Here is a 16848-nt window from a genome sequence, read left to right on the forward strand (position 1 = left end):
CAGTCTCCGGAGGCATGCGGTCGATGGGGACGGCGCCCGTCGCGTGCGGGATGCGCGGCCGGGGTGGCGACCGTGCATCCGCCCCGGACGGGCGAGTTTTCAATGCAGCAGATTTTAACCAAATCGTTCACGGCGGCACACCCTGGCCAAACGGGATATCGCCACGCCGCCTAGTGCAAACCCGGAAATCGTTCGATAATCGCACGAACTTGAACGATAATCGCGCACTCTGTCCGATTGGCCAATTGCCGCCGTGCGGCGCGCGCCCTATTCTCCGTTCACTCATCGACTTCAATGCAGCATCGGACGCGGCGCCGCCACGATTCCTCGATGCGCCGTGCCAGGAGACATCGCCATGACCCCAACCTTCGACACCCTCGATGCCGCGCAGCGTGCCCGCATCCGCAGCCAGGCTCGCAAGGCCGCGATCGGCAGCTTCGTCGGCGCCGTCGTCGACTGGTACGACTTCCTGCTGTACGGAATCGTCGCCGCGCTGGTCTTCAATTCCGAGTTCTTCCCGAAAGTCAGCCCGACGATGGGCACGCTCGCGGCGTTCGCGACGTTCGGCGTCGGTTTCCTGTTCCGGCCGCTCGGCGGTGTCGTGTTCGGCCACTACGGCGACCGGCTCGGCCGCAAGCGGATGCTGGTGCTGACCGTGATGCTGATGGGGCTGTCGACGGTCGCGATCGGCTTGCTGCCGACGTTCGCGACGATCGGCTGGTGGGCGCCCGTGCTGCTGGTGCTGATGCGCGCGATCCAGGGTTTCGCGGTCGGCGGCGAATGGGGCGGCGCGGCGCTGATGGCCGTCGAAAGCGCGCCGAAGCAAAAGAAGGCGTTCTACAGCAGCGGCGTGCAGGTCGGCTACGGCGTCGGCCTCGTGCTGGCCACGGGCATCGTGTCGATCCTGAGTCACACGCTCGGCGAGGCCGCGTTCAAGTCGTGGGGCTGGCGCCTGCCGTTCGTGTTCAGCATCGTGCTGGTGCTGATCGGGCTGTGGGTGCGCAAGAACATGGACGAATCGCAGGAATTCGTCGAGAAGGTCGAGCACGGCAACCGCAAGCTGCGCCTGCCGGTGCTGGAAGCGCTGACGCGCCATCCGAAGGCATTCCTGCTGATCGTTGCGTTGCGCCTTGCCGAACTGTTCACGATGTACATCGTCACCGCGTTCGCGCTCAGCTATTCGACGACGAACCTCGGCATGTCGCGCGACCTGTTCCTGAACGTCGGTCTGCTGGTGGGCGCGGTGAGCTGCGTGACGATCCCGTGTTTCGCATGGCTGGCCGACCGCTACGGCCTGCGCCGTATCTACCTGATCGGCGCGCTGATCGGCGTCGCGTCGGCGGTGCCGTTCTTCCTCGCGCTGGAAGCGCGGTCGATCGCGTGGATCGTGATCTTCTCGATTCTGCTGGCGAACGCTGCGCACGACATGGTCGTAAGCGTCCAGCAGCCGCTGTTCACCGAGCTGTTCGGCGCCGAATACCGCTATAGCGGCGCGGGCGTCGGCTACCAGTTCGCGAGCGTGGTCGGCGGCGGGTTCACGCCGTTCATCGCGGTCGGCCTCGTCAGCGTGGCAGGCGGCTCGTGGCACCTCGTCGCCGGTTATCTCATGGTGGGCTGCCTGATTTCGCTGGCGGTCGCCGCGCGGATGCGCGCGGCGCGGTAACAACCTGACCTGGCCGGATGGCCGGTCCGGCCTTCGGCCGGCCATCGCACACGGGCCGATCGCGGCAGGCGGCAGGCAATGGCCCCGCCGCCTCGCGAGCGCAACGTCAAACACCGTCAGCTACCCGCCCCGATTCCCCCTTTTCCCCTCCGAACATTCCACGCCGGCCGCCGACCAATGGCATCATATGGGCCTACGTCAGTCACCGATACGCCCCCATATCATGTCGAATCTCATCGTCCACGGCGGCACTCCGCTGCGCGGGGACATCAAGCCGTCCGCGAACAAGAACGCCGTCCTGCCGATCCTGTGCGCCACCCTGTTGACCGATCAGCCGCTGCGCCTCGTCGGCGTGCCGGACATCACCGACGTACGCAAGATCCTCGACATCTTCCGCACGCTCGGCAGCGACGTGTCGGTCGACTTCACGACGGGCCTGCTCGAACTCCACCATCGCAACACCCGATTCGATCCGGCCGTCCACCGGCTGCCGGAAGCGATGCGTTCGTCGATCATGCTGATTCCGCCGCTGCTCGCGCGCTTCGGCGTCGCGCGTCTCGAGAACGACGTGAAGGGCTGCACGCTCGGCGTGCGCGAGATCGATCCGCACGTCGAGGTGTTCGAGCGCTTCGGCGCGCACATCGAGCGCACGCCCGATTCGCTGATCGTGCGCACCGACGGCCCGCTGACGGCCAACGACCACTGGCTCGACTACGCGTCGGTGACGACCACCGAGAACTTCGCGCTGTGCGCGACGGCCGCGAACGGCACGTCGACGCTGATGAACGCCGCGTCCGAGCCGCACGTGCAGGAGTTCTGCCAGTTCCTCGCGATGATCGGCGTCGCGATCGAGGGTATCGGCACGTCGCGGCTGTGCGTGACGGGCGGCCGCAAGCTCGGCGGCGGCGAGTTCCGCTTCGCCGAGGATTTCCACGAGATCGCGACGTTCCTCGCGCTCGGCGCGATCACCGGCGGCGACATCACGGTGCGCAACTCGTCGCCCGAACACTTCCCGCTGATCGACCGCACGTTCGCGAAGTTCGGCGTCCACATCACGCACCGCGACGGCTGGTCGCGCGCGGAACGCGACGGCCCGCTGCGCGTGCGCCGGCCGTTCACGCAGAACATTCTCACCAAGGTCGAAGCCGCGCCGTGGCCGTACCTGCCGGTCGACCTGCTGCCGATCTTCATCGCGCTCGGCGTGCGTGCGGAAGGCAGCGCGATGTTCTGGAACAAGGTCTACGACGGTGCGCTCGGCTGGTCCGGCGAACTGTCGAAGTTCGGTGCGCACGTGCTGCTGTCCGATCCGCACCGGCTGATCACGTTCGGCGGGCTGCAATTGACGCCGGCGCGCGTCGAGAGCCCGTACATCATCCGCGTCGCGATCGCGCTGCTGATGGTGGCCGCGAGTATCGAAGGCCGCTCGGAAATCATGAACGCGCTGCCGATCCGTCGCGCGCATCCGCACTTCGTCGAGAACCTGCGTTCGGTCGGCGCGAACGTCGAATGGACGAGCAGCGAGTAACGCTGCCCGGGGGCGGTACGCGTGACATCGCTACCGCCTCCGTTCCTTCCGCTTTCCTCCGGCCGCCTCGACAGGCGGCCCGCCAATCGGCGTCCCCCGCCCGTCAGCCGGCTCGGCCGGCTGTCCCACCCGTGAAGCGTCATTCCCCGCAATCGACGTCGCCCGCGCCCATGTGGTCGAAACCGTAAAGCATCACCGCGGTCGTCCCGCGTGCGGGGTTGCTCGGCCGCCGCGCGAGGCTGTCGTCGGTTGGGCGGGACGGATACTGGACACTCGTGTCCATCAGGTTGTCCGGCTCCATCCGCCGTTCCGCGTCGGTCAGCTTGCGCCCTTCCGCGCGTGGCAGCCCGAACGCCTTGCGCACGTCCGCTTCGTTCCACGTGCCCTTGAGCGTGACGGTGACCATCTGCAGCCGGCCTTGCTCCCAGTCGAGATCGACCTTCGTCGCGAGCGGATGCACGCGTGCCGCGAGCAGGTCGGGGAACGCCGGGCCTTCGTAGTAAGTCGTCGTGTTCCTGCACGCATCGCCGGTGTTCTTGTAGTGCTTCAGCGCGCAGTTGAAACGCTTGTCACGGTAGCCGAAGGTCTTTTCCAGCGTACAACCGAATGCCGGTGACGCCATGCGCGGCCAGGCGCGGACGTCGACGGTCGGGTGCGACAACACCGTGTCCGCCGAAGGATTGGCTGCGGCCAGCAACGGTACGAACGCGACGTACGCGACAAACAGGGATGCTCGAATTTTCATGTCCAGTTTCGGTCGATGGCGGCGCCGGATCGGATGTCGTGTTCGCCTGACGGACAGGCGCGCGAGGCGGGAATCGACTCACACCAGATTCGTACTCGCCCAATTGCCCGAATTCACCGAGCCGGGGATTCTAACGTCCTGTTTCCGAGTCTGCGATTTTCAATTCCCGGCTTCGGGAAACTCGAAACCGACAATGCCTCCGACTGCGATCCGGAATCGATCGTGCCACCTGCCTTCCTCTAACCGCATGGAACCTGAATTCGACTTGCTGCCGACACGCGAAGTCTGGATAGACGCTTACCTCACCGGCAACGTCGAGCAATTGGCCTACGTGGAAAGCGCTCACTTCTTCGTCAAACATGGAGATCTGACAAAGACGAAACAGCAGCAGCTTGCCCGTCTGCGAAGCTTCGCAGCGGAGCATGTTTCGCGCATGTCGGGCGTGACGTACGTGGATGAATCGCGGTGCATTACGGAGTACCGCGAATGGGCGACGATATCCCACTTTGCAACCTGCATGCAGCCTCCGTCAGAACTGCATTTTCGATCGTATAGGTCATCTGCCAAGCTGGCCGAATGGCAGACCTACGGGCTCAGTGCACCCCGTCGCCCGAGAAGTCGCGCGATAATCGCTCACTCCCGCACGATTACCGCACACCACGACGCCCCATCCGACGATGAAAAAGCCCGAACTCGACCGACGCGACTGGATTGCCGGCCTCGAAAAAGGCCTGGCGATCCTCGAAGCGTTCGACAGCCAGCACGCGCGCATGACGCCGACCCAGGCCGCCGCGCGCACCGGCCTCACGCGCACCGCCGCGCGGCGCTACCTGCTGACGCTCGAATCGCTCGGCTACGTGTACACGGACGGCAAGCTGTACGGCCTCACGCCGCGCGTGCTGCGGGTCGGCTGGTCGTACTTCGATTCGGCGCGCCTGCCGCGCACGGTCCAGCCCTATCTGCAGCAATTGAGCGCATCGCTGAACGAGTCGGCGTACGTGAGCGTGCTGGATGGCTGGGAACTCGTGTTCATCGCGCGCAACGGCGTGTCGCGCGTGATGACGACCGGTTTCGTGCTCGGCGCGCGCGTGCCGGCGCCGCTGACGTCGCCGGGCGTCGTGCTGCTCGCCCACCATCCCGATCGGGAAGCCGTGCGCGCGTGGCTCGACGACACCGAACTGCCGCCGTTCACGCCGCACACGATCACCAACAAGGCGCGCCTGCTCGAACAGGTCGACCGCGCCCGCGACGCCGGTTTCGCGGCGATCGAACAGCAATTGCAGGTCGGCGTGCGCGGGATCGCGGTGCCGCTGAAGAATCGCCACGGCGAAGTGGTCGCCGCGCTGAGCACGAACATGCCGATCGGCGCGGAGACGACCGACGCGGCCGTGCGGCGCGTGCTGCCGCACCTGCAGGAAGCCGCGCTCGCGATGCTCAACGTGCTGTAGCGATGCGCGGCGACGCGAAAGCCGCGCGCCGGCACGGGCCGCGCAGCGTCACCGTCACCTTCAACCGATCCGCCACCACCGCGGCAGCAGATCGCGCACTTCGCGCCGCCGGTAACGATCGTCGATCAGATGCACGACGCCTTCGTCGTGCTCGGTGCGGATCACGCGCCCGGCCGCCTGCACGACCTTCTGCAAGCCCGGATACAGGTACATGTAGTCGTAGCCGTTGCCGAAGCGCGCGTCCATCGTCTGCCGCATCTGCTCGTTGACGTCGTTGACCTGCGGCAACCCGAGCGTCGCGATGAACGCGCCGATCAGCCGCTCGCCGACCAGGTCCACCCCTTCCGAGAACGCACCGCCCAGCACCGCGAAGCCGACGCCGCGCCCGCCCGCATCGAAGCGCGCGAGAAACGCGTCGCGCTCGCTTTCGGCCATCCCGGGCGCCTGCGCCCACACGGGCACGTCCGGATGCCGCGTCTGCATCAGCGCGACCACGCGCCCCAGGTAGTCGAAGCTGCTCAGGAAGCCGAGGTAGTTGCCGGGACGCGTCGCGTATTGCGCGGCGATCAGGTCGACGATCGGTTCGAGCGAACGGTCGCGGTCGCGCCAGCGCGTCGACACGTGGCTCGCGACGCGCACCGTCAGTTGCTCGGCGCGAAACGGCCCGTCGACGTCGAGCCAGCCCGTGTCGCCGGGCAACCCGAGCGTGTCGCGGTAGAAATGGAACGGGCTGAGCGTGCCCGAGAACAGCACGGTCGCGCGGGCGGCTTCGTAGCGCGACGCGAGAAAGCCGGCCGGAATCACGTTGCGCACGCACAGCGTCGACTGGACGCGGCGCCGGCGGCCGGCCGACGCAACGCCGTCGAGCGCCGGCTGGCGCGGCATCGGTTCGCCGTGCAGCGTGACGTCGAAGATCGATGCGCGGTCGAACGCTTCGGCCAGCACGCCGAACTGGATCGCCTCGAAATGAAACCGCAGCAGTACGTCGCCGTTCGCGCGCGGCGCGTCGGTCAGGTGTTCGCCGATCGCCGCGACGAGATTCTGCACGGCCGACACGATCGGGCCCGGTATCTCCGGGTACGCGGCATAGCGCGCGGCCTGCGCGCGATTGACCGTGCCCCACGCGCGGGCGAGCCGGTCGAACGCCTTGCGCAGCGCGGCGGGCGCGGCCTCGCGCGCAGCCGCGAACGCGAACGGATCGAGCGACGCGCTGTACATCTTGCGCGCGCGATCGAGCAGGTTGTGCGCTTCGTCGACGAGAACGCCGACGCGCCACTGGTTCTGCTGCGCGAGCGTGTGCAGCATCGCGCTGCCGTCGTAGTAGTAGTTGTAGTCGCCGATCACCATGTCGGACCAGCGCGCCAGCTCCTGCGACAAGTAGTACGGGCAGACGTCGTGCGCAAGCGCCGCCGCGCGCACGGTATCGCGCGCGAGCAGCCCGGCCTCGATCGCCGCATCGCGCGCGGCCGGCAGCCGGTCGTAGAAACCCTTCGCGAGCGGACACGATTCGCCATGGCACGCGCTGTCCGGATGCTCGCACGCCTTGTCGCGCGCGACGAGTTCCAGCACGCGCAGCGGCAGCGCGGGCGTGCCGGCGCCGAGCGTCGTCGCGGCTTCGAGCGCGAGTGCGCGGCCGGGCGTTTTCGCGGTCAGGAAGTACACGTGATCGAGCTCGCCCTCGCCGCACGCCTTCAGCAGCGGAAACACGGTGCCGAGCGTCTTGCCGATGCCGGTCGGCGCCTGCGCCATCAGGCAACGCTCGTTGCGTGCCGCGCGATAGACGGCCACCGCCAGCTCGCGCTGGCCGCTGCGGAACTGCCCGTGCGGAAACGCGAGCGCACGCAGCGCCGCATCGCGCGCCGCGCGGTGGGCCGTCTCGCGCTCGGCCCAGCCGACGAAGCACGCACACTGCTCGGCGAAGAACGCCGCGAGCTCGGCCGCCCCCAGCGTTTGCGTCAGCACGGTCTCGCGCTCGGACACGATGTCGAAATAGACGAGCGCGACGTCGATTTCCCGGAGGCCGCGCGCCTCGCACATCAGGTGCGCGTAGACCTTCGCCTGCGCCCAGTGCAGCGCGCGGTGGTTGTCCGGCATCGCATCAAGGCTGCCGCGATAGGTCTTGATTTCCTCGAGGCGCTTCGCGACCGGATCGTAGCCGTCCGCACGCCCGCGCACGGTGAGCGTGCCCCACGTGCCCGTGAGCGCGATCTCGGTTTCGTAGCGTGCGCCTCGATTCGACGTGACCGCACCGTGGCCGGCGATGCCTTCGAGCGCGGTCGGCGCGGGTGTGAAGCGCAGGTCGAGATCGCCGCGTCGCGCGGTGAACTCGCACATCGCCCGCACCGCGACGACGTAGCTCATGCGGACAGTCCCGCCGCTTCGGCGTGCACGACGCCTTCGCCGGCCCACTCGACGTCGATCACGCGCACCGGAATGCCGTGCGCGACGCAGTACGCGAGCCAGCGGGTCTGGTTGTCCTGCAGGCGGTCGCCGGGGCCTTTCACCTCGACCAGCTCGTAGCGGCGCTCGCGGGGCCAGAAGCGAACGAGATCGGGCAGTCCCGAACGGTTGCTGCGGATATCCGCGAGCAGGCGCGTGAACCACAGCCGCAGATGCTCGGGCGGCAGGCACGCGAGCGCCTCGTCGAGCAGTTCGTCGCTCAGCACGCCCCAGAACACGAACGGCGATTGCAGGCCCGCCTTCGTCGCGAAATGCCGGCGGATCGTGTCGCGATAGGCGCCCGAATCGAGTTGCGCGAAGCACGCGGCGAACGCGTCCGCACGGCGCGCGGCGAAATCGGGCGCGTGCAGGTCGGCCGGGCCGCGCTGGAACGGATGGAAGAACGCACCGGGCACCGCGGCGAACACGGGCTCCCAGCACAGCAGCCCGAACAGCGAATTGATCAGTGTGTTCTCGACGTAGTGGACCGGCGACGCCGGTTGCGCGAGATGGTCGCGCACCGCGAATTCGACGCTGACGAACGTGTCGGGGCGCGCGATCACGAGCGTCTCGCGCGGCACGTCCGCCACGGGCGCAGCAGGTTCGACACGCTGCCCCAGCCGGCGCTGCAGGCGCGGCAGCATGCGCCCGACACGCTGGCGCTCCTCGTCGCTCTCGAAACCGCCGCGTGCGTCGAGCGCCAGCGCGAGCGCGTCGTCGTGGCGCCCGCAGCGTTCGAGCACGCGGATGCGCCGATGGCGGCTGCCGGGCCACGCGCTGCGCGCATACGCGTCGAGCGCGCCGTCCCAGTCGGCCCGGCGTTCGCACGTCTGCCCGAGTGCGAACAGCAGCTTCGCGCGACGCATCGCGAGCCACGGCTGCGCGCAGCCGACCGCGTCGATCGCGCGCACCAGATCGTCGAACGGCAGATCGTCGGGCCATGCGTCGAGCGCATCGCGGCACGTCTGCAGCGCAAGATACGCGTCGACGTCGCCGCGCTGCTGGAACGCGCGCGACGACGGGGCGATCGGCACGCTTTCATACTGGAACACGCCGAGATCGGCGAGCACGAATTCGCTCCAGTCCTGATGCAGATTGCCGAAGAACATCAGGCGCAGCCGGTCGCACAGCGCGTCGATGGTCACGCGCAGCACGCAGTCGCCGGCCTGCGCACACCACGCCTGAAGCGGCTGCGCGACGTCGTGCGCGGGCCGCAGCCGTTCGAGCCATTCGGGTTTGCGCTCGCCCGCATGCGCGGCAAGCGCCGGGAAGATGCGCAGCAGCTCGGCCTTGGTCGACAGCGCGAACAGCTCGTCGAGCGTCAGCGCGGGCGCCGGATCGACCCAGCCGAGTTCGACGAGCGGCGCAGCGGCGGCGAGCGCGCAGCCGATTTCTTCGTACACGAGCTTGCTCGCGCGGAAGTCGGACCCGTTGCGCATCAGCATCCGGACGAGCAGCGCGCGCGACACTTGCGGCAGCGTCGCGAACTGCCGGACGAACGCGTGCTCGTGCGCGTCGAACAGGTCGTCGTAACGCTCGCCGAGCCAGGCCAGCGCGCGTTCGAAATTGGTCAGGTAGTAAAACGCCGGGGGCGTGGGCGAAGCAGGCGTCACGGTGATCGATCACTGTACATTTGTACAGGTCGGAATCATATCAAATGTGACGGGAAATGCCGCACGCCCCATCGGACGCCTGCTGCCCGGTCGCGATCAGAACTGGTAATTCACCGACATGTCGAACACGCCGTTGGTCGACTTCTGCGTGATCGGGCTGCGCGCGGCGCGGCCGACCAGTTGCTCGATCGCCCCGTCGATCGTGACGAACCAATGCTTGTTCACGAACCACGCCATCGTCACGCCCGCGCCGTACGACTTCATCCCCGCTCCCGACGAATAGGCCGGCAGCCCCGAACGGGCGGCGGCACCCTGGTTCACGCCGAACCAGCTGTTCATGTAGCGTGAATCGGCGAACGACACGGTCGGCCCCGCGAACCAGAAGAAATGTTCGTTGCTGCCCGGCAGCGGCATGTACGCGGAGAAATCGCCGACCCAGCCGTTCGAGCCGCCGATGCTGCGACGGATATCCGCGCGCAGCACGAGCGGGAAATCCTTCGAGATCACGTAATCGGCCGCGAGCTTCATCACCGGCGCCGCGTTGATGTTGTCGAGGCCGTGCAGGTGCTGGTCGTCGTCGGCGGAACGGCGCCCGAGGTCGTAACCGACGGACAGGCTCACGCGCCAGTTCTGCCCGCGCAGCACGTTCGCGCCGAGCCCCTCGCCCGTCGACAGGAAGAACAGGTCGCGATAGCGCACGTCGACATTCGGGCCGCCCATCACGCGATAACGGTCGGAGCCCGCATAGCGCGGCTGCAGCGTCATCGCGGCACCCACGCTGACATCCCAGGTGGAGATGTTCGGGTCGTACAGCTTCCGGAGCGGCACGCCGGCCGAGTATTGCCACTCGCCGAGCGGCGAAGGCGTCTGGGCCGACGCGTCGCGGGCGCCGGCCGCGGCGAGCGCCGCGCATGCCGATACACCGGACAGGAACCGGCGTGCGCCGGGCGACAGCAAAGGGCGAGCAACAGTCATCAAGGGAATCCCCGTCGGTTGCGCGATACGAATCTGAAGGAAAGCGCATCGCGCTTTTCGGCTGCAGCGGTTGGCACTCCGCGGCGCGAACGTAGCGTGCGCTGAATTAACGAATATCCTACGCGAGCCGCGCACAGACGCAAAGCGCCCGCTACACGCGGGCACTTTGCCGTGTGCCGGCAGCGGCCGGCGAAGTGTGGCGGAATCAGAATCGCTCGACGTGATAGTCGCCGGCGAGCGCGGCCGGGCTGCGCGACGACATCATCCGCGAAAAACCTTCGGCGAGCCGTCCAAGCGCGAGCTGCTTCTGGCTCGCATCCCAGTGCGTATAGGTGTCGTACGCGGCATCGTCGAACGAAACGGTGACGGCGACCGGGCGGCCGCTCGCGCGAAAGCCGATCTGCAGCACGCCGCCCGGCAGTTCCTCGATGTGAGAGTGCAACGAGCGCGATTCGAAATAGCGGCCCAGCACCTGGGCGATCGCGCGCTTGTCCGGCGATTGCACGTGAATGTCCATGATGGTCCTCCTTTTTTCAATGTTCGCGCGGCGGGTTGTGACGGGCCGCCGTCCGGCATCCGTATCGGCGGCGGGTGCGACGGCGGGTCGCCCTGGGGCGGCTCGTCGGGCACCGGCGGATCGACCGGGTCGTCATGCCCGGGCGGCGGCGGGTCCGGCTCGACGTCGGGAGTCGTCGGCTCGGGGCGGTGCAGCGTGAATGGTGTCTTCATGTCTCTCCTGCGCGACGGCGCGCGCCGCTCGATAGGGCGGCCACCGCGCGCAAGCGGCGTGCCTGCTCCCCGGCCGCGATGATCCGCCCCCTGTCGCCGCTTCTTCGTCGTATGCGGCCATCACGCGCCCTATCGCACGCCCCGCCGCGATCGACCGCATCGCGCGATGCGAGAACCGTTCCGACGGCTCGCATTCCGCGACGAGCGCCCGCTGAGCGCGATTGGGGCCGTCGCAGACGGTGTCGTTCAGTTCGCGTACCTCGTCCGTGTCGTCGAACATTCGCCGCCCGGGCCGACAGACCCGCGATTCGCGCTTCCACGTGTCGAAGCATTCGCGCCCGCGCGAAAAATCGCCGCCGCATACGATCGCGTCGTAACGTATTCTTTTCTTGAATGCGTTCATCAAGATGTCCTCTCGCCCACCCCGCCGCCGCGCGATGCTGTGCCGCGCCCCGTGCGGTTTCGCCGATGTGCGGGCGTCGTGCCACCGGCATCGCGTCGGCACGGCGCTTGCGCCTGGTCCCCAGACCCAGGGAGGTTCGACCATGACCGATCTCGCCACCGGCCGCCACGACGCCGTGTCATCGGCTGCCGTCAGGCTCCGGCTCGCCACGTCGCGCCCGCCGTCCAAAGACAAGACGGAGGAACGCATCGACGAGGGGCTCGAAGAGACGTTTCCGGCCAGCGACCCGCCCGCCGTTGGCGGCGCGACCCGTATCGACCCTGCCAAGCCGTCCGGCGGGCACGAACGCCGCCCGCCGCACGTTCCTTCACCGCCCCGCGATCACGGCTGACGGCGGCACCCGGCCTGCACTGCGCGGCGGCGCAGCGGCGCGCCGGAGCAATCCGGAGATGATCCGATGAAACGCCTTGAACGAAGATGGCACGAAATCAGCGGCGCCGCCGGCGTGGCGGCGCTGGCGGCGATCGAAAGCGCAGTGGTGCTCGCGATCGTCGCGATGACGGGCGTCGGCCACTGACGCCCGTCGCCGCTGGTGCGCGGCTGCCGCCGTGGAAGATGTACAAGCGGGCGCGCAAATTTCTCCGTCGCCCGGCGGTGGACGCCCGGCGCGCGCCGGATGCGCGCGGCACGCGATCTGCTTCCGGTTCGTCCCGCTCACGAAGGAGGCGTTCATGTATCGCGTCACCGAGATCATGTCGCGCGACGTGGTGTGCGTCGCGCCGACCGACACGATTCGCCATGCGGCCGAATTGATGCGCCGCTTCGATATCGGCGTGCTGCCCGTTTGCGACGGCGCCGAGCTCGTCGCGATCGTGACCGACCGCGACCTCGCGGTGCGCGGACTGTCGCACGGCCATTCGCCCGATACGCCCGTGCAGACGGTCGCGTCCAGGCCCGTGCAATGGTGCGTCGAGGACGACGGCGTCGGCGAGGTCCAGCAACGGATGGCCGACGTGCAACTGCATCGGATGCCGGTGCTCGACCGCAACCGGCGGCTCGTCGGCATCGTGTCGCTCGGCGACATCGCGACCCGCGCGGGCGGCCCCGAGCGCGACGAACTGGCCAATACGCTCGAGGACGTGTCGCTGCCGCGCCGGCGCTGACCGGCATCCGTTCATGTCGCGTCGCCCGCCCGGGTAGCGCGTCGACCAGGAGGTGTTCGATGACAACGGACAGATCGCCGCGCGAGAACGCGCGCATCGTCGGCAACCGTCGCAAGACCGGCGGCGGGCCGGGGCCCGACGTGATGGCCGCCCGCACGCTCGAAGGCGATCGCGTGCTGACCATCGACGGCGACGACATCGGCCAGGTGGCCAGCATCATGCTCGACGTGCGTTCAGGCCGGATCGCGTATGCGGTCGTGTCGTCGGCCGGCCTGCGGCGCATCGGCGACAAGCTGCTCGCGGTGCCGTGGAACGTGCTCGCGCTCGACGTCGCGCGCAAATGCTTCGTGCTGCCCGTCGCCACCGAACGCGTGCGCGAAGCCCCCGGCTTCGACCGGAGCCGCTGGCCGGCCATGGCCGATCCGGACTGGGCCGAAGCGCTGCATGCGTACTACGGCAGTTCGCCGTACTGGCTGATCGAGGAAGGCGAAACGGCGCTCGACTCGCCGCCGTACGAAGCGTCGCCCGGCGGCCCTGAAGACGCCAAGCGGTAGCGGCGCGAACCCCGACGGTCAGTGCGCAGCCGCCACCTTCCGTTCGAGTTCCCGGGCGGCGGCCAGATGCGCTTTCAGCGCCGGCAACGTGTCGGCCGCGAACGCGCGAAGCTGCGGATCGCGGCCGTCGCGCGCCTCGGCTTCGTACAGCCGGAGCGCCGCTTCGTGTGCATTCGGGCCGGCCAGCGCGACATAGGCCGTGTCGAACGCGTGGCCGTCCCGGGTTCGCAGCGCGGTCACGCCCGGATCGACGAGCATCCGCGACTGCACCGGTACGCCCTTGGCCGCGCCCAGCCGCCGCAGTTCGCCCGCGATCCGGCCTTGATCGTCGACCATCCGGCGCGCGAAGCCCTTCACGTCCGGATTCGACGAGTGCTCGAGCGCGAGCTGGCTGGCCTGCTGCACCACCTTGCCGAGCATGCCGGCCTTGTCGACGAATTCGACGTCGATGCCGGTCGGCCGCTGCGTGATGCCGGCCTCGTCGGCGGTCGTCCCCGGACGAATGACGCCCGGTGCGACCTGGGCCGACGAAGCGGGCGCCGCCCGTGCAGGCGGAAACGCGACGGCCAGTGCGCCGACGGTCGCGGTCAGCACGATCGCCGCCGGCCGGCAGGTTCGATTCGTTTTCATCCGCACCTCCGTATGTCGCGACGGAGCGGGCCGGGCGTACCGGCTGCCCTCACACGGGACGACGTGAAGAATTCGGTCCACGCATCCTTGCACTCAACGCCCTTGGCATGCTCCACCGACAGCACGCCGGCAGCGAGCATCGTCGTGCGCCACGTCACGTGCGCGCCCACCTAGCCGCCGACGAGCGGCGCGCCAATCAACCCGGTGCCAGCCCGCGCATCCGTTACTTCCGGCGGATCTGCAGCCTGTCGCGCACACCGCTCACGCCGTCGATGTCGTGCGCCACGCGAATCGCGGTCGCACGCTGCCGTTCGTCGGGCACGCTGCCCGTCAGTTCGGCCACGCGTTGATGGACCTGGACGTCGATGTCGTCGGATGCCAGTCCGCGTTCGGCGACGAGCGCCGCCCGGATGCGCGACGCGAGCGTCGCATCGCGGATCTGCCCGCCGACGGCCGACGCCTGATGTTCGAGCTTCGCGCCGACGCCCTCCTCGGCCGATACGTCGCGCGGTGTGGCGACCCACGCGCACGACAGCACCGCGATGAGCGCGGCCGACACGACCGACGGCATGCGGGCCGGGCCAGGCGGCCGGCCGCGCGTGTCGCCATACTGCGTCCTTTCCGTTGCGTTCATCGCGCCTCCTGTTCTCGTGGACGAACCGCGCGAGCGCCTGCGCCGGCCGCTACCCACGGCGGGTTTTCTTCCGGACGTCCGCGACATCCGGTGCGACATCGGCGATCACGCTCGCGAGCGTCGGCATGTCCACCGGCTTGCACAGATACCCGTTGAAGCCGGCGGCCATCACGCGGTGCCGGTCCGCATTGCCGGCGTGCGCGGTGACCGCGACGACGGGCAGTTGGCCGCCGTCGCCCGGCAGATCACGAATGCGGTCGAGCAGCCAGAAGCCGTCGCCGTCCGGCATCGCGAGATCCGACAGCACGACGTTCGGCGTCTGCCGTTCCATCACGTCGAGCGCGTCGTGCCCCGACTGCGCGGTCAACACCTGCGCGCCCATCGTTTCGAGTGCCGCGGCGAGGCTCGCGCGCGACGTCGCGTCGTCGTCGACGACGAGCACGCGCTGGCCGTCGAGCGATACCGTGCCGGGTGCGCCGGCCGGATGCATCCGGTTCCCGGCCGGATCGTCCGCGTCCCAGCCGGCCGGCAGCGTGACCGTGACGGTCGTCCCGCGCCCGGGGCCGGCGCTCGTCGCGACGACTCCGCCGCCATGCAGTTGCACGATGTTGCGCACGATCGACAGGCCGAGCCCGAGGCCGCGCTCCGGCGACGCGATCGCGCGCCCGGGCCGGCTGAACGTGTCGAACAGGTGCGGCAGGTATTCCGGCGCGATCCCCTGCCCCGTATCGGCGACCGACAGCCGCACGCGCTCGCCCGCACGGGTCAGCGACACGACGATGCGGCCGCCCGGCGGCGTGAACTTGATCGCATTCGACAGCAGGTTCGACAGGACCTGACGCACGCGCTCGCGGTCTGCCGGAATCACGCAGGTTGCCATCTCGTATTCGGACGACAGATCGAGCCCGCTCGCCCGCGCCGTCGCGTCGAGTTCGCGCGTGGCATCGCGCACGATCCGCACGAGATCCACCGGCACGCGCTCGAGGCGCAACCGGCCCGTCGCGAGCGATGACGCATCGAGCAGGTCGGCCACCATGTGCGACAACGAACGCGCGCTGCGATCGATCGCATCGACCGCCTGTTGCGCGAGATCCTGACCATTGACGTTGCGCAGAACCTCGACCCAGCCGTAGATCACGTTCAGCGGCGTACGCAGTTCGTGCGATACGGTGGCCAGCAGCTCGTCCTTCAGCCGGTTCGCCGTATCGGCCTGCGCACGTGCGTCGCGCGCGCCGCGCAGCGAGCGCAGGTTGAGCCGCTCGTCGCGGCGGCGTTCGCGCGCTTCGCGCAGCGTCATCGACAGGCCCGTGCAGTTGCCCTGCGCATCGACGATCGGCGACGCGGCGACGGTCGCGCGAAAGCGGCTGCCGTCGGGCCGCACGCACAGCACGTCGAGCGGGCCGACCGCTGCGCGCAGACTCGCGAACGACGCGGGCAACGGATGGCGCCGCAACCAGCGCGGCGCGATCATCGCGGCGATGTCGCGTCCGATGGCCTGCGCGGGAGCGATGCCGAAGATCCGTTGCGCGGACGGATTCCAGTTCGTGATCCGGCGCGCGGCATCGACCGCGACGATCGCATCGGGCGATGCGTCGACCACACTGCGCAGCAGCCCGTCGTCCGGGACGGCGGCGGGCTCGCGTGCGAGCGGCGCCGGCTCGCGATGCGGTTCGTGCGAGGCGGCGTCGCCGTCGTCGTCGATTTCCCCCAGCCGATCATTCGCGAGCAGCGGTTTAACGGCCGCCACGAGCACGCACTCGACGAAGCCGATCGCGACGAAGGCACCGGCCTGCACGAGCAGCGTGGCCAGCGACACATCGCGCCACCACAGCGTGCCGATCACGGCCACGCTCGCGGCGATCGCGGCCAGGCCGCCGCCGAACGACGTCAGCCATGCGGCAGCCGCCACACCGGCGTAGAAAGGCAGCGGCGCAAACGGCGCGTGCTCGCCGACGACGTGAACCGCCCACGCCTGAAGCGCGGACGCCAGCCCAACGGCCAGCACGACCCATGCACCCTGCCGCAACAGATCACGGGACAGTATTCTCATTGCATCCTTGCCGCGCACCGGCTGCCGTCTAACGGCGACATGCCGCGTATCGAGCATCCAGCCTGCCGTCGAGCGTACCGGGCGAGCACGGTGCCATCAGCAAGCGCCATGCCCGATGCGCGCCGTGGCGGCTCCCGCCGCCTGCGTACGTGTCTGTCCGGGCGGACCACGGCCGGTCGAGTCGCGGCCCGCGTCGCGAGCCGCCCCCATGCGTGATGGCCGCAACCGGCTTTTTCATCGGATGACTGTAAAAAAGCACCGATGCGGCCGCGTGCGT

The 16848-nt window shown here is 68.8% G+C and carries 14 protein-coding genes and 1 pseudogene; 6 read left to right on the top strand and 9 right to left on the bottom strand.

Going from position 1 to position 16848, the window contains the following annotated elements; translation table 11 throughout:
- Window positions 1-355: 355 nt before the first annotated feature.
- Both shiA and HWX08_RS04265 read left to right on the top strand, forming a co-directional pair.
- Window positions 356-1663, top strand: coding sequence for a shikimate transporter (gene shiA, locus HWX08_RS04260; RefSeq protein WP_069259904.1), 1308 nt, complete (start codon window positions 356-358; stop codon window positions 1661-1663).
- Window positions 1664-1886: 223 nt separating this feature from the next.
- Window positions 1887-3188: a UDP-N-acetylglucosamine 1-carboxyvinyltransferase gene (locus tag HWX08_RS04265; protein ID WP_174919443.1), complete on the top strand. Its 1302-nt coding sequence runs from the start codon at window positions 1887-1889 to the stop codon at window positions 3186-3188.
- Window positions 3189-3327: 139 nt separating this feature from the next.
- Here the strand turns inward: HWX08_RS04265 and HWX08_RS04270 are convergent, their stop codons facing one another.
- A complete protein-coding gene (locus HWX08_RS04270) occupies window positions 3328-3933 on the bottom strand; it encodes a hypothetical protein (RefSeq protein WP_174919444.1) in 606 nt (201 codons plus the stop codon).
- A gap of 677 nt (window positions 3934-4610) precedes the next feature.
- Here HWX08_RS04270 and HWX08_RS04275 point away from each other — a divergent pair.
- Window positions 4611-5381 (top strand): IclR family transcriptional regulator domain-containing protein, encoded by a 771-nt coding sequence (locus HWX08_RS04275; RefSeq protein WP_069259901.1) that lies wholly within the window; start codon window positions 4611-4613, stop codon window positions 5379-5381.
- 60 nt (window positions 5382-5441) lie between these two features.
- Here HWX08_RS04275 and HWX08_RS04280 read toward each other — a convergent pair whose 3' ends face one another.
- From HWX08_RS04280 to HWX08_RS04300, 5 genes and pseudogenes are all read right to left on the bottom strand, one after another.
- Window positions 5442-7742, bottom strand: a complete 2301-nt coding sequence (locus HWX08_RS04280) for an ATP-dependent DNA helicase (protein WP_174919445.1) — start codon at window positions 7740-7742, stop codon at window positions 5442-5444.
- Window positions 7739-9433 (bottom strand): VRR-NUC domain-containing protein, encoded by a 1695-nt coding sequence (locus HWX08_RS04285; protein WP_174919446.1) that lies wholly within the window; start codon window positions 9431-9433, stop codon window positions 7739-7741. Before HWX08_RS04285 ends, HWX08_RS04280 begins: the two co-directional genes overlap by 4 nt.
- 96 nt (window positions 9434-9529) lie before the next feature.
- Window positions 9530-10408, bottom strand: coding sequence for a MipA/OmpV family protein (locus HWX08_RS04290; protein WP_069259898.1), 879 nt, complete (start codon window positions 10406-10408; stop codon window positions 9530-9532).
- Window positions 10409-10613: 205 nt separating this feature from the next.
- Window positions 10614-10925 (bottom strand): ATP-binding protein, encoded by a 312-nt coding sequence (locus HWX08_RS04295; RefSeq protein WP_069259897.1) that lies wholly within the window; start codon window positions 10923-10925, stop codon window positions 10614-10616.
- A gap of 318 nt (window positions 10926-11243) precedes the next feature.
- A pseudogene (locus HWX08_RS04300) lies at window positions 11244-11540 on the bottom strand (hypothetical protein); the annotation flags it as partial.
- Window positions 11541-11682: 142 nt separating this feature from the next.
- Between HWX08_RS04300 and HWX08_RS04305 the strand changes: the two are divergent.
- The 3 genes from HWX08_RS04305 to HWX08_RS04315 all read left to right on the top strand — a co-directional run bounded on the left by HWX08_RS04305 (window position 11683) and on the right by HWX08_RS04315 (window position 13257).
- Window positions 11683-11931 (top strand): hypothetical protein, encoded by a 249-nt coding sequence (locus HWX08_RS04305; protein WP_174919447.1) that lies wholly within the window; start codon window positions 11683-11685, stop codon window positions 11929-11931.
- A gap of 340 nt (window positions 11932-12271) precedes the next feature.
- A complete protein-coding gene (locus HWX08_RS04310) occupies window positions 12272-12703 on the top strand; it encodes a CBS domain-containing protein (protein WP_174919448.1) in 432 nt (143 codons plus the stop codon).
- A gap of 59 nt (window positions 12704-12762) precedes the next feature.
- Window positions 12763-13257, top strand: coding sequence for a PRC-barrel domain-containing protein (locus HWX08_RS04315; protein WP_174919449.1), 495 nt, complete (start codon window positions 12763-12765; stop codon window positions 13255-13257).
- 18 nt (window positions 13258-13275) lie between these two features.
- Here the strand turns inward: HWX08_RS04315 and HWX08_RS04320 are convergent, their stop codons facing one another.
- The 3 genes from HWX08_RS04320 to HWX08_RS04330 form a co-directional block, all read right to left on the bottom strand.
- On the bottom strand, window positions 13276-13887 hold the full coding sequence (locus tag HWX08_RS04320; protein WP_174919450.1) for a DUF4142 domain-containing protein: 612 nt from the start codon (window positions 13885-13887) through the stop codon (window positions 13276-13278).
- A 223-nt stretch (window positions 13888-14110) separates the two neighbouring features.
- On the bottom strand, window positions 14111-14521 hold the full coding sequence (locus HWX08_RS04325; protein WP_174919451.1) for a BON domain-containing protein: 411 nt from the start codon (window positions 14519-14521) through the stop codon (window positions 14111-14113).
- Window positions 14522-14570: 49 nt separating this feature from the next.
- On the bottom strand, window positions 14571-16571 hold the full coding sequence (locus tag HWX08_RS04330) for a hybrid sensor histidine kinase/response regulator (RefSeq protein WP_174919452.1): 2001 nt from the start codon (window positions 16569-16571) through the stop codon (window positions 14571-14573).
- Window positions 16572-16848: the final 277 nt, after the last annotated feature.

Origin of the sequence: Burkholderia metallica, assembly GCF_902832845.1 — a bacterium.
Classification (GTDB): Bacteria; Pseudomonadota; Gammaproteobacteria; order Burkholderiales; family Burkholderiaceae; genus Burkholderia; species Burkholderia metallica.